This is a genomic window from Nitratireductor sp. ATLC21 (genome assembly GCF_057196525.1).
Map to the genome: position 1 here is coordinate 1,075,989 of NZ_JBXUOU010000002.1, position 12,863 is coordinate 1,088,851.

The 12,863-nt window shown below is 62.8% G+C and carries 13 protein-coding genes; 9 read left to right on the top strand and 4 right to left on the bottom strand.

From position 1 onward, the window contains the following. Positions 1-94: 94 nt before the first annotated feature. Positions 95-634, bottom strand: coding sequence for a hypothetical protein (locus AC2CHD_RS12655; protein ID WP_484553968.1), 540 nt, complete (start codon positions 632-634; stop codon positions 95-97). A gap of 278 nt (positions 635-912) precedes the next feature. On the opposite strand from AC2CHD_RS12655, the gene AC2CHD_RS12660 reads away from it, so the two are divergent. The 3 genes from AC2CHD_RS12660 (at position 913) to AC2CHD_RS12670 (ending at position 4,143) form a co-directional block, all read left to right on the top strand. Next, positions 913-1,869 (top strand): L-threonylcarbamoyladenylate synthase, encoded by a 957-nt coding sequence (locus tag AC2CHD_RS12660; protein ID WP_484553969.1) that lies wholly within the window; start codon positions 913-915, stop codon positions 1,867-1,869. A gap of 22 nt (positions 1,870-1,891) precedes the next feature. After that, positions 1,892-3,307, top strand: coding sequence for an FAD-binding oxidoreductase (locus tag AC2CHD_RS12665; RefSeq protein ID WP_484553970.1), 1,416 nt, complete (start codon positions 1,892-1,894; stop codon positions 3,305-3,307). A gap of 272 nt (positions 3,308-3,579) precedes the next feature. Then, positions 3,580-4,143 (top strand): DUF6101 family protein, encoded by a 564-nt coding sequence (locus AC2CHD_RS12670; protein WP_025029476.1) that lies wholly within the window; start codon positions 3,580-3,582, stop codon positions 4,141-4,143. A gap of 9 nt (positions 4,144-4,152) precedes the next feature. Here AC2CHD_RS12670 and ubiA read toward each other — a convergent pair whose 3' ends face one another. Continuing rightward, positions 4,153-5,136 carry a 4-hydroxybenzoate octaprenyltransferase gene (gene ubiA, locus AC2CHD_RS12675; RefSeq protein ID WP_065816094.1) on the bottom strand — a complete coding sequence of 328 codons (984 nt, stop codon included), beginning with the start codon at positions 5,134-5,136 and terminating at the stop codon, positions 4,153-4,155. 159 nt (positions 5,137-5,295) lie between these two features. On the opposite strand from ubiA, the gene purD reads away from it, so the two are divergent. After that, positions 5,296-6,570: a phosphoribosylamine--glycine ligase gene (gene purD / locus AC2CHD_RS12680; RefSeq protein WP_484554243.1), complete on the top strand. Its 1,275-nt coding sequence runs from the start codon at positions 5,296-5,298 to the stop codon at positions 6,568-6,570. A 35-nt stretch (positions 6,571-6,605) separates the two neighbouring features. Here the strand turns inward: purD and AC2CHD_RS12685 are convergent, their stop codons facing one another. Then, the gene (locus tag AC2CHD_RS12685) at positions 6,606-6,842 is read right to left on the bottom strand and encodes a hypothetical protein (RefSeq protein ID WP_484553971.1); all 237 of its coding nucleotides are present in this window, start codon (positions 6,840-6,842) and stop codon (positions 6,606-6,608) included. A 216-nt stretch (positions 6,843-7,058) separates the two neighbouring features. Here AC2CHD_RS12685 and AC2CHD_RS12690 point away from each other — a divergent pair, with 216 nt between their 5' ends. Both AC2CHD_RS12690 and AC2CHD_RS12695 read left to right on the top strand, forming a co-directional pair. Next, complete coding sequence (locus AC2CHD_RS12690) at positions 7,059-8,831, top strand: acyl-CoA dehydrogenase family protein (RefSeq protein WP_484553972.1); 1,773 nt, start codon at positions 7,059-7,061, stop codon at positions 8,829-8,831. Between the two features lie 10 nt (positions 8,832-8,841). Then, the gene (locus AC2CHD_RS12695; RefSeq protein WP_484553973.1) at positions 8,842-9,588 is read left to right on the top strand and encodes a crotonase/enoyl-CoA hydratase family protein; all 747 of its coding nucleotides are present in this window, start codon (positions 8,842-8,844) and stop codon (positions 9,586-9,588) included. Positions 9,589-9,706: 118 nt separating this feature from the next. On the opposite strand, the gene pdxH is transcribed toward AC2CHD_RS12695, so the two are convergent. Then, on the bottom strand, positions 9,707-10,324 hold the full coding sequence (gene pdxH, locus AC2CHD_RS12700; RefSeq protein WP_484553974.1) for a pyridoxamine 5'-phosphate oxidase: 618 nt from the start codon (positions 10,322-10,324) through the stop codon (positions 9,707-9,709). Between the two features lie 115 nt (positions 10,325-10,439). On the opposite strand from pdxH, the gene AC2CHD_RS12705 reads away from it, so the two are divergent. The 3 genes from AC2CHD_RS12705 to fabI all read left to right on the top strand — a co-directional run bounded on the left by AC2CHD_RS12705 (position 10,440) and on the right by fabI (position 12,863). After that, the gene (locus tag AC2CHD_RS12705) at positions 10,440-10,817 is read left to right on the top strand and encodes an RT0821/Lpp0805 family surface protein (protein ID WP_484553975.1); all 378 of its coding nucleotides are present in this window, start codon (positions 10,440-10,442) and stop codon (positions 10,815-10,817) included. A 119-nt stretch (positions 10,818-10,936) separates the two neighbouring features. Further along, positions 10,937-11,890 (top strand): DnaJ C-terminal domain-containing protein, encoded by a 954-nt coding sequence (locus tag AC2CHD_RS12710; RefSeq protein WP_484553976.1) that lies wholly within the window; start codon positions 10,937-10,939, stop codon positions 11,888-11,890. 154 nt (positions 11,891-12,044) lie between these two features. After that, positions 12,045-12,863, top strand: a complete 819-nt coding sequence (gene fabI / locus AC2CHD_RS12715) for an enoyl-ACP reductase FabI (RefSeq protein ID WP_484553977.1) — start codon at positions 12,045-12,047, stop codon at positions 12,861-12,863.

Genomic DNA, 12,863 nt, shown 5'->3' on the forward strand with positions numbered 1-12,863 from the left:
GGTCTCCGGAGAATGATGCGCGGAGGGTGCGCCGCCCTGCGTGGAACGTCAAGCGTACCGGGAAGTGCTTTCCTGTCAGCCTTATGGCAGGAGCCTATTCGGGCTGGCCCACTGGCGCGCGCGAGGGCGGTGGCGCAGAAGCAGGAGGCTTCGCGGCCGCGCTGCTTTCATTTTCAGGATGCGGGCGAGATGCAGGTTTGCGGTCTGGCCGAGACACAGGCTCCGGCGAGGTGGCCTGATACGGAGCGGTCACCTCTCGTGGGGGAGCAGAACCGGTTTCTCCACCCCGGATGATTTGCGGCATGCGGCGCGGCGCATGTGGAATGGCGCTGGTGGTTTCTCCAGCTTCGGGATGCATGTCGGGCAGCGCCGTTCCTATGCCGACAATGGAGGGCGAAAGCCGAAGTTTCTCCGCCGAGAACGAAGGGCCGAGCGAAGGGGCAGGGTAGGACAGGGGTGCTTCAAGCAAAACAGGCCGGTCAGGCGTTTTCCGCTGAAATTCCTCTAGAGTGACTGTCGATGTGGGGTGTTCCGCGGATCTGCCTGTCAGCTCGAGCAAGGAAGTCGCCTTCGTGCCGCCCGCCAAAACGAGCAGCATGCTGACGAGCAGTGGCTTGATCGGCCATGACTGCATTCTTCCTGCCCCCCAATCATTGGCGGTTCTGGCGCGCTTCTCATGGCGCACAAGCCATCAAACGCGAAATGCATTAAGATTCAACAAACCTCTTTGCCGGCGGAGCGGCCCGGGATGATCCCCTCAGTGCATCGTCATGAGGGGAAGGACGCTGAAAGAGCTCCGGCCTTGTTGCTTTGCTCATACACGAATGAAAACCCCTCAAGCCCGCCTGCCATGCTTGCCCATATCCGGCAGGCGCGATAGTCAGCAATTGGGTTTTTGAAAGGATGGGTTTCTTGGCTGACATTCTGCCGGACAGTGAGGCGTTGCCACGGGCGGTGGAGCTGCTGCGATCAGGCGCGGCCATCGCCATTCCCACGGAAACGGTTTATGGGCTTGCCGCCGACGCTACCAATGGCGAGGCGGTGGCGCGCATTTATGAGACCAAGGGACGCCCGCAGTTCAACCCCCTGATCGCGCATGTGGCGGACCGGGAGATGGCCGAGCGCATCGCGGTTTTCAACCCGCTCGCGCGCCTCCTTGCGGATGCCTTCTGGCCGGGGCCGCTGACGCTGGTTCTGCCTCATCGTGCGGGATCCGGCGTTCATCCTCTGGTCACTGCCGGGCTCGACACGATTGCGCTGCGCTGCCCGAAAGGGTTTGGCGCGCGGGTGATCGAAGCGCTGGGGCGACCGGTGGCGGCTCCAAGCGCCAATTCATCGGGCCGCATCAGCGGCACAACTGCCGAAGCGGTGGAGGCTGATCTCGGCGCTCGCATTCCTTTGATCGTGGATGGCGGCCCGACGCCGGTGGGACTGGAATCCACCATTGTGAAGGTCGGGGAAGAGAGCATCACGCTTCTGCGTCCGGGCGGCGTTGCGGCTGATGAGATCGAGCGCGTCACCGGTATGGCGCTGATGCGTGGTGCCAAGGGGGTGCAGGCCCCCGGCATGCTTGCCTCTCACTATGCGCCCAATGCCCATATGCGGCTTGGGGTGGCCGAGGTGAAACCGGGAGAGGCGCTGCTTGCCTTTGGGCCGCAACGTGTGGCGGGGGCGGAGAGGGCGGTTGCCATGCGCAATCTTTCGGAGAGCGGAGAGATGCGCGAGGCGGCAGCCAATTTGTTCTCGCATCTGCTCGCGCTAGACCGGTCGGGCGCTGCCACAATCGCCGTCGAGCCTGTGCCCCTTGAAGGGCTTGGCGAAGCCATCAATGATCGCCTCGCGCGCGCAGCCGCACCCCGTGACCGCTAACCCTTCAGGAAACCGCAACTTCATGACCATCGACCCCGCTCTTCTCGCCCGTTTTGCCAAAATCGTCGGCGAGCGCCACGCCCTGACCGCTGCGGAGGAGATCGCGCCTTACGAGGAAGAGCCACGCGGGCTGTTTCGCGGAAAGACGCCGCTGGTGCTGCGTCCAGGCTCGGTGGACGAGGTGAGCGCAATCCTGAAGCTTGCCAGCGAAACCGGCACGGCGATTGTGCCGCAGGGCGGCAATACGGGCCTTGTGGGCGGACAGATGCCGGACGGCGAGGGCAACGAGATCGTGCTTTCGCTTTCGCGCCTCAAGAGGATCCGCGAAATCGATCTGCAGTCCAACACGGCGACGGTGGAGGCCGGCGTGGTGCTGCAGGTGCTGCAGGACGCGGCGGCCGAGAAGGACCGCCTTTTTCCCCTATCGCTCGGTTCGCAGGGCTCCTGCCAGATCGGCGGCAATCTTTCGTCCAATGCCGGTGGCGTGGGCGCGCTGGCCTATGGCACGGCGCGCGACCTTTGCCTCGGCGTCGAGGTGGTGCTGCCCACGGGCGAGGTTTTTGACGATCTGCGCAAGCTCAAGAAGGACAACACCGGCTACGATTTGAAAGATCTGTTTGTGGGCGGGGAGGGCACGCTGGGCGTGATCACTGCGGCGGTGGTGAAGCTCTTTCCCATGCCCAAGGGGCGGGAACTGGCCTGGGCGGCTCTGCCGACGCCTGCCGATGCGCTGCGCTTTTTCGAGCTGGCCAATGACCGCGCCGGCAATGGGCTGACGGCCTTCGAACTCATCGAGCGCACGCCGCTTGCCTTCACGCTGGCGCATGTGCCGGGTTCTGTCGATCCGCTGACCGAGGCGCATCCCTGGTATGTGATGATTGAGATCTCCTCCGGGCGTTCCGGTGACGATGCCAAGGAGCTGATGGAGGAAGTGCTGACGGTCGCCTTCGAGGAAGGGCTGGTGGTGGACGCCGCGATTGCCCAGAACGAGGGGCAGGCCAATGCCTTTCGCCATCTGCGCGAATCCATGTCGGAGGCGCAGAAGCCGGAAGGCGGCTCGATCAAGCACGACATTTCCGTGCCGGTGGCGGCGATCCCCGAATTCATCGAGCGTGCCGGCGACGAGGCGCAGAAGGTTGCGCCGGGCTGCCGCGTGGTCTGCTTCGGCCATATGGGCGACGGCAATCTGCACTACAACATCTCGCAGCCAAAGGATGGCGACCGCGACGCCTATCTGGCCCTCTACCGGAAGATGAACGATGCCATCCACGCCATCGTGCGCGATCTGGGCGGGTCTTTTTCGGCCGAACACGGCATCGGGCGCATGAAGCGCGACGAGCTGATCGCCACGCAGCCTGCCATCGCCACGGAGCTGATGCGCCGGGTGAAGGCAGCGTTTGACCCGGCGGGCATCATGAACCCGCGCAAAGTGATCTGAATTCAAAAGCGTTGGGCGGGGCGCGCAATGCGTCTTGCGCTCAGACATCTTCGTACCGGGGTTGCGCCATTTACCTCCCGGTCACGCCTCTTGCCAGATCGTTACACTTGGTTGGAAATCGCTAACCAACTGTAAGGTCAGCAAAATTTAACCGACTTTCTAAGCCTGACGGTAACGGGCTCGGCGCTAGGGTGCCTTCCATAACGAGGCCGAAAACGGCCCGGTGAGAGAACCGGAAAACCGGCTCTCAGGAGTGACAGGAAGGCAAGAATATGAACAGTGGGCTCAAGCCAGTCTGGGCGGGCCGCGCAATGCGGCTCGACCCCTTTCGCCTGCCACAGGCGGTGAGCTATGCATCGCACGACGATTTCGGCGAAGTGTCCTTTACTGTGGACAATCGCGGCGTGCGCATGAAGCGCGTTCTCAACAAGAGTGGTCTGCCGGTGACGTTCGCCCTGCCGACGCGCGCGTTTCGCGGCGTTGCGGCACGCGCCATCGAGGATGATCTGGGCGATGTGACGGTGACGCTCGAACTGCTTCACACGGATGCGATGCTGTGCGTGCCGCTTCTGGTGGCGGGTGATCTGGATGATGTGGCTGCCGACTGGCGTGCATGGTCGGAGGCGCTGGGGCTTCCCATGCTGATGATCGAGGCCGACGGACTGGCCCGCCCGCTCGAAGAGAGCATTGGAGAGGTGAAGGCAAATCCCCCGAAGCATCGGCGTCAGGGCCATGCCGTTCGGGCGCGCCGCCCGCGTTTCCTCGCGCGTCGCCGATGCGGCAGCCTGGGTGTGCGGATGGTTGTTGGCGGAGCGGAGATTATCGCCCGCGACTGATCGCGCCGGTCAGAACTGTGGGCTGATCACGGCCCACAGGCCACCGCCGATCAGACCGAGGAAGATCAGCCAGCCGACCACATTGTTGGAGCGGAAGAGCGCCAGACACTGATCCGGGTTGTCGATGTCGATGACCCGGATTTGCCGTGCCATATGAGCGCCTGCGGCGACAAGGCCGGCAAGTGCTGGCATCGGCACTTCGGCAAGCGCGAAGGCGACCGCAAAGAACAGAAGCGCGCCGCCATAAAGCGCAATCAGCCATTGACGGGTTTTTTCTCCGAACAGGCGGGCGGTGGAGCGAACGCCGACAATGGCATCGTCTTCCTTGTCCTGATGGGCGTAGATCGTGTCATAGCCGATGACCCACAGGATCGAGCCAAAATAGAGAAGCACGGGCGCGAGCGACAGGCTCTCGAAATCGGCCGCCCAGCCCATCAGCGCACCCCAGGAAAAGGCAAGTCCCAGAAAGAGTTGCGGCCAGTCCGTGAATCTCTTCGCGAAGGGATAGATCGCCACCACGATGAGCGAGGCGAAGCCAAGCGCGATGGCAAATGCATTGAACTGAACGAGCACCAGGAGCCCGAGCAGCGCCTGCGCCAGAAGGAAGGCCCACGCCTGACCGCGCGAAACCTGACCGGAGGGCAGGGGGCGTGAGCGTGTGCGCTCGACCGCATTGTCGATGCGCTCATCCACCAGATCATTGTAGGTGCAGCCGGCCCCGCGCATGGCAATCGCGCCGACGAGGAAGAGCAGGATGTGCCAGAGCGAGGGAAGCACCTCGGCAAGGGGGGCGCCGGGCTGCGCATAGGCGGAGGCCGCAAGGGCCGTGGACCAGAGGCAGGGCCACAGAAGCAACTGCCAGCCGATGGGGCGATCCCAGCGGGCAAGCTGCGCATAGGGCCACATGCCGCGCGGCATGACGCGATAGACCCAGTGGCCGGATGGGGCATCGGCAACGCGGCCCTGACCTTGGCGGGACTGGATCTTTTCCATCGTGCAAACCGTCCGTTTTATGTGTCTTCCCTGCAGGGAGTGGCAAGCCCGCCTCTCCGCGTCAAGCGTTTCTGTCGGGGAACGGCGGACAAGCGCCTTGATTTTCGGCGCGAAGGGCCATAGCCCGAGGCAGTGATTGAACAAGCGGGGATGCGCACGATGAATGTTCTCCTGATCGGGTCCGGTGGCCGCGAGCATGCACTGGCCTGGAAGCTGGTTGCATCTCCTGTGCTGACGAAGCTTTATGCAGCGCCCGGTAATCCCGGCATGGCAGGGGACGCTGAATGCGTGGCGCTTGACGTTTCCGACCATGCGGCGATTGTCGCCTACTGCCGGGAAAAGGCGATAGACCTTGTTGTGGTGGGGCCGGAAGCGCCGCTCGTTGCCGGCCTTGCCGATGCGCTGACCGATGCGGGCATCCGTGTTTTTGGCCCGAGTGCGGCGGCAGCCAGGCTTGAAGGGTCGAAGAGCTTCACCAAGGAACTCTGCGACCGCTACGCGATACCCACGGCAGCCTATGGCCGGTTCGACAACGCGCTGGCCGCACGCGACTATGTGCGCGAGCAGGGCGCGCCCATCGTCATCAAGGCGGACGGGCTTGCCGCCGGCAAGGGCGTGACCGTGGCCATGACGGAGGATGAGGCCATCGCGGCCATCGACGACTGCTTTGACGGCAGCTTCGGCGCGGCGGGTGCTTCTGTTGTCGTGGAAGAGTTTCTGGAGGGCGAGGAGGCGAGTTTTTTCTGTCTTTGCGATGGCAAGACGGCGCTGCCCTTCGGCACCGCGCAGGACCACAAGCGCGTGGGCGATGGCGATACGGGGCCGAACACGGGGGGCATGGGCGCCTATTCGCCGGCCCCGGTGCTGGACGAGGAAACGCTTGCCCGCACCATGGCCGAGATCATCGAGCCGACGCTGAAGGGCATGGCGGAGATGGGTGCGCCGTTTACCGGTGTTCTCTATGCCGGGCTGATGCTGACGAAGGACGGCCCCAAGCTCATCGAATACAATGTTCGTTTCGGCGATCCGGAATGCCAGGTGCTGATGATGCGGCTCAAGGAAGATCTTCTGCTTCTCATCAATGCGGCGGTGGACGGGCAACTGGCGCATGTCTCTGCCCGCTGGCGCGACGAGGCGGCGCTGACCGTGGTGCTGGCGGCAAAAGGCTATCCGGCAAGCCCTGAAAAAGGCACCGTGATCCGCGGCGTGGAGGCGGCGGGTGCTGATGAAGGTGTCGAGATATTTCACGCCGGCACCGCGATGAACGACGGCGCGCTGGTGGCCAATGGCGGACGGGTGCTGAATGTCACCGCACTGGGAGGCTCGGTGAAAGAGGCGCAGGAGAAGGCCTATCGCGCGGTCGATCTGATCGACTGGCCGGAAGGCTTCTGCCGACGCGACATTGGCTGGCGCGCGGTGGAACGCGAAGGCTGAGGGGCCTCAGGGCTGGCGCGTAGCTTTCTGCTGCTCTATTCCTTGAACAGATGCGCCGTCTCGAACGGATCGGGAGCGGGTTTTTCAGGGACGGTGCCGTCAGCCATCCGCTTTTTGTGGTGGGTGAGCGAGCACTCGATGGAACAGAGAATGCCGCGATCTGCCCAGTAGGCCGGGCCGTTTTCGATCAGGCCTTCATGATAGGCAAAGCCCGGTGTTCCGAACATTTTTCCGCATTCGATGCAGCGGTTCTTTTCCGGTCTTGCAAGCATTGAGGCCCCTTCCTTTGGAGGGTTTCTATCCTTCGGGCGGGAGGGCTGCAAGGTTTTCAACATTGACGTTTACGTAAAAAGAAACTAGCAATCTTGCGCCAAGGTATGATGGCGGGGGTGTGGTCGAGCGGCTAGATTTTGGTCCCGGGCGCACGCTGGACATTTTGGCGCGCGCCGCACTTCCAGGCGCTGTCGGGACATCAGGAGGATTGCAGCATGTATCGAGCCCCGGTCGACGAAATCGCCTTCACCCTGAAACATGTCACCGGGTTTGGTGCCGATCTGGATGCTGGCCGGTTTGGCGATCTCTCGGAAGATCTTGTCGATGCGATCATTGGCGAGGCCGGGCGCTTTGCGGCGGAGGAAATCGCGCCGCTTGCGAAAGTGGGCGACGAAAAGGGGGCGGTCTTAAAGGACGGAACCGTCACCACGCCGCCGGGCTGGGCCGATCTCTATCGCCGCTGGTGCGAGGGCGGATGGAACGGCCTTGCAGCGCCGGAGGAATTTGGCGGGCAGGGCCTGCCAACGCTGCTTTCGGTTGCGGCCATCGAGATGTGGAACTCCGGCTCCATGGCCTTTGCAATCGGTCCGACATTGACGGTTGGCGCCATCGAGGCGCTGGAAAAGCACGCGACGCCGGAACTGCAGAAGACCTATCTTGAAAAGCTCGTCTCGGGCGAATGGATGGGCACGATGAACCTGACGGAGCCGCAGGCCGGGTCCGATCTCAATGCGCTCAAGGCGCGCGCGGAACCGGTGGGCGACGGCACCTATCGCATCTTCGGGCAAAAAATCTTCATCACCTATGGCGAGCACGATTTCACCGACAACATCGTGCATCTGGTGCTGGCAAGGCTGCCGGATGCACCGGCGGGAACGAAGGGCATTTCGCTGTTTCTCGTGCCAAAGTTTTTCGTCAATAACGACGGATCGTTGGGTGCGCGCAACGATGTCTTCTGCGCTTCCATGGAGCACAAGCTGGGCATTCATGCCTCGCCTACCTGCACCATGATCTATGGCGACGGCAAATTCGGCGAGACGCCGGGCGCTGTCGGCTGGCTGATCGGTGAGGAAAACCGGGGACTCGCCTGCATGTTCACCATGATGAACAACGCCCGTCTGGCCGTCGGTATGCAGGGTGTGGGGATTGCCGAAGCGGCAACGCAGAAGGCGATTGCTTATGCGCAGGAGCGCCGGCAGGGCCGTGCCGCCGGTGCGCCCAAGGATGGCGAAATGAGCCCGATCGTCGAGCATCCCGACATCAAACGCACGCTTTTGACCATGAAGGCCGAGACGCAGATGGCGCGCGCGATCACCTATGCCTGCGCCTATGCGATCGACCGGGCACGGCTTGACGAGGGCGAGGAGGCGACAGCCTGGCAGGCGCGCGCAGATATTCTGACCCCCATGGCGAAGGCCTTTTCCACCGATGTGGGCGTGGAGGTCGCTTCGCTTGGCCTGCAGGTTCACGGCGGCATGGGCTATGTGGAAGAGACGGGGGCTGCCGCGCTTTACCGGGATGCGCGGATCGCGCCGATCTATGAGGGCACCAACGGTATTCAGGCAATCGATCTCGTCATGCGCAAGCTGCCGCTTCAGGGCGGTGAGGCGGTGGCGCGTCTGATCGGCGAATTGCGCGCGGACCAGAAGGCGGTTGCCCAGGCATCCGGTCTGGGGGCGACCGGCGAGAAGCTGGCCGACGCGCTCGATGATCTGGAGGCGGCGACCGCATTCATGACCAGCACTTTGGCCGAGGGGCGTGTGAACGAGGCGCTTGCGGGCGCGACGCCCTATCTCCGCCTTTTCTCGCTTGTCATTGGGGTGGCCTTCAATGCGCGGGCTGTTGCCGGCAACGAAAACCCCGGGCATGCCGCGCTGGTACGCTTCATGGCGGAGAACCTGCTTGGTGAGACGGGCGCACTGAGGCAGCGGGTGACGGAGGGGGCGGCGAGCCTCGATGCGGCGGCCGACGCCCTGCTTTCGGCCTGAGGAGACGATCATGAGCGAGCATGTTCTCATAGAGCGGCGCGGAGCGGTGCAGGTTATCCGTCTCAATCGCCCGGAGAAGAAGAATGCCATCACGCGCGCCATGTATGCGGCAATGGCCGAAGCGCTGAAGGCGGGTGATGCGGATGAGGCAGTGCGCTGCCATGTGCTTCTGGGCCAGCCAGGCGCGTTTTCGGCGGGCAACGACCTTGCCGATTTCATGGCGGTAGCCGCCGGCGGCGAGGGTGGCGAGGAGGTCTATGATTTTCTTCTGGCGCTGGCCGGGGCGGGAAAACCGCTGGTCTCGGGTGTGGACGGGATTGCGGTGGGGATCGGCACGACGATCCACATGCATTGCGACCTGACCTTCGCCACGCCGAAAACGGTGTTTTCAACGCCGTTTGTGGATCTGGGCCTCGTGCCGGAGGCGGGGTCGAGCTTGCTTGGACCTGCGATTATGGGCCATCAGCGCGCCTTTGCCATGTTGGCGATGGCCGAAGGACTGCCGGCGGAAGAGGCGCAGGCGGCAGGGCTGATCCACCGCGTGGTGGGTGAGGGCGAGCTGGAGAGTGCGGTCTTCAAGGCGGCGGAAGCACTTGCCGCAAAACCGCCCGAGGCTTTGCGCATCGCCCGGAACCTGTTGCGCGGGCCGCGCGACGATGTTGTCGCGCGCATCAGGGAAGAGGGCGAGCATTTCCGTGCGCGTCTGAAATCGGATGAAGCGCGGGCCGCCTTCATGGCCTTCATGAGCCGCAAATAGGGTGGGTCGAGGAGCATTGGACGCCTCGATCGGTGATACAACGCCTGCCTCTCATCCCCCTGCCGGGACCTTCTCCCCGCTCGCGGGGAGAAGGAGGCTGTGATCGAGGGCGGTTGTCTTACGGATAAAGCCGCTCGGTCTGCCAGTCGCCCTTTCCATCGCGGGTAAAGACCACGCGGTCGTGCAGGCGGAAAGGGCGGTCGTGCCAGAATTCGATGGTCTGCGGAACGATCCGGAAACCCGACCAGTGCGACGGGCGCGGGATCGTGCCGACCGCAAACTTCGCGGTATATTCGGCAACCGCTTTTTCAAGCGCGAACCGGCTTTCAAGCGGTCGCGACTGTTTTGAGGCCCAGGCGCCGATACGGCTGCCGCGCGGGCGCGAGGCATAATATTCGTCGGCCTCTTCGTCGCTCACCACTTCAACCGGCCCGCGAATGCGCACCTGTCGGCGCAAGCTCTTCCAGTGAAAGCACATGGCTGCTTTTTTCGCGCTCAGGATCTCGCCACCCTTGGCGCTCTCGAAATTCGTGTAGAACACAAAGCCGCGCTCATCAAAGCCCTTCAGAAGCACCATGCGCACATTGGGCATTCCATCGGGATCGACGGTGGCGAGAGCCAGCGCATTGGGATCGTTGGGCTCTGATTGGGTGGCGTCGTGAAGCCATTCGGCAAAGAGCCGGAAGGGCTCGTCGCGCTCCGTGAAGTCACCGGATTTTAACGTCTCGTCAATCATACTGGCTGCCTGTTCGCTTATTCTACGGGGAGAATGCCGATTGTCGGGGGCAACGCAAGCGCCAGTTCGGGGTATGGCCTTGGGGCTGCGTCTTTTTGGGCGCCTTTTCCTCCCCATGACCGCAACCCTGCTTGCGGGCTGCAGTGTCTCTGCACTCGATCTCGATCAGTCGGGTATCGACGCTTCTGCGGTAACCGGTTCGGTTACCCCTGCCGCGGAGCCCTCCCACTCCCCGACGCTGCCAGCCGGAACGGCCGCGATGCTTCACGCAATGGTTTCGCAGATGGGAGAGGGGCTGGATGGTGCATTGCCGCTCTCGTGGGCGGATGAGGAAAACGGCGTTCGCGGCGTAATCTCGCATATATATGATGACGGAACGTGTCGCAGCTTCGTGACAACGCGCGAAAGTTTTGACGGGATCAGCCTTTATCGCGGCACGGCTTGCCCAAGCCCGGAATTCGGGTGGCAGATTCAGACTTTCGAGGCGGTTTGACGAACGAAACCGGTCCAAGGTCTGGAATTTCTTCCTAACCGAACGCATATAGTGAACAACATCCCGAATTCACGAGCGTTTTGCCCTATAATGGGGAACGACCAGAAACAGAGTTGCACATGCGCAATCCATATGACGTTTTGGGCGTGGCCAAGAACGCCTCGTCCAAGGATATAAAATCGGCTTACAGGAAGCTGGCAAAGCAATATCACCCGGACCAGAAACCGGATGATCCCAAGGCCAAGGAACGCTTTGCCGAAATCGGCCAGGCCTATGAAATCCTCGGCGACGAGAAGCAGCGCCGCGCTTTCGATCGTGGCGAGATCGATGCCGAGGGCAAGCCCCGCTTTGCTGGCTTCGAAGGCGCCGGAGCAGGCGGTGACCCGTTTGCAGGATTTCGCCGGTCCGCCCGTGGGGGACCGGGAGCGCAGCATTTCGAGTTCAGGAGCGGTGGTCCCGATGGCGCGGGTTTCGGCGGCGCGGACATTTTCAGCCAGATTTTTGGTGATGCCTTTTCGCAGGCAGGAAGCGGACGTGGGCGTCGTGCCGGAGCCGGGAATGCCGGCGGCGGCCGCCCCAGTGGCATGGGTGATCTGAACGCCACGCTTGATGTGGACATCGAGGATGTGGCGAAGGCGCAGAAGGTGACGGCCATCTTTCCCGGCGGTCGGCGCATTGCGGTGAAACTGCCCCGTTATGTGGAGGACGGCCAGACAATCCGTCTCAAGGGGCAGGGTGAGGAGACGCCGTTCGGCGAGCGGGGTGACGCGCTGGTCAAACTGCGTTTCAGGGCACACCCGCGCTATCGGGTCGAAGGACGTGATCTCCATGTGGACTTGCCGGTCAGTCTGCGCGATGCGGTTCTGGGGGCCAAGGTCCCGGTCGAAACCCCGACCGGAAAGCTGGCGCTGACGATCCCGGCCTGGACCAGCTCGGGCAAGGCGATGCGCCTCAAGGGGCGGGGGCTGCCGCGCAAGACCGAGGGCAATGGCGATCTCTACGCCCATGTCCAGATCATGCTGCCGGAGGGCGGAGACCCTGCTCTGGAGGCTTTGTTCCGCCAATCCGCTTGATGCCGTGGCCCGGCTGTGCGATAGGGCTGCCGGCTTATCGCATTGTGCCGCTGGAGAATCGCCAGCGGCGCAGATGCAGTACACAGGATGAAGAAGCGCCGCGCCTTCAGGTGAAAGCAAGACGCTTCGGCAATTGGATTCGGAGAACCATTCCATGACAAATGGCAATGGCCTGATGGCCGGAAAGCGCGGGCTCATTCTGGGGGTCGCCAACAACCGCTCGATCGCTTGGGGCATCGCGAAAGCATGTGCCAATGCCGGTGCAGAACTGGCCCTGACCTATCAGGGGGACGCGCTGAAGAAGCGGGTGGAGCCACTGGCTACGGAACTCGGCGCGATTGTCGCGGGGCATTGCGATGTTACGGACATGGACAGCGTCGATGCGGTCTTCGCAAAGCTCGAGAAGGAGTGGGGAAAGATCGACTTTCTGGTCCACGCTGTCGCCTTCTCCGACAAGGACGAACTGACCGGCCGTTATGTCGATACGAGCCGTGACAACTTCCTCCGCAGCATGGATATCTCGGTTTACTCACTGACAGCGCTTGCCAAACGCGCCGAGCCGCTGATGAGCGATGGTGGGTCGATCCTCACGCTGACCTATTACGGCGCCGAGAAGGTGATGCCGCATTACAATGTCATGGGCGTCGCAAAGGCGGCGCTCGAGGCGAGTGTGCGTTATCTGGCGGTTGACCTGGGCGGCAGCAACATCCGCGTCAACGCCATTTCGGCGGGGCCCATCAAGACACTGGCCGCCTCCGGCATCGGAGACTTCCGCTACATCCTGCGCTGGAACGAGTACAACTCGCCACTGAAACGTGTGGTCACCACTGACGAAGTGGGCGATTCGGCGCTTTACATGCTTTCCCATCTCTCGCGCGGAGTGACCGGCGAGGTGTTGCATGTCGACTCCGGCTATCATGTTGTCGGCATGAAAGCGGTCGACGCTCCGGACATCTCTGTGGTGACGGAGTAG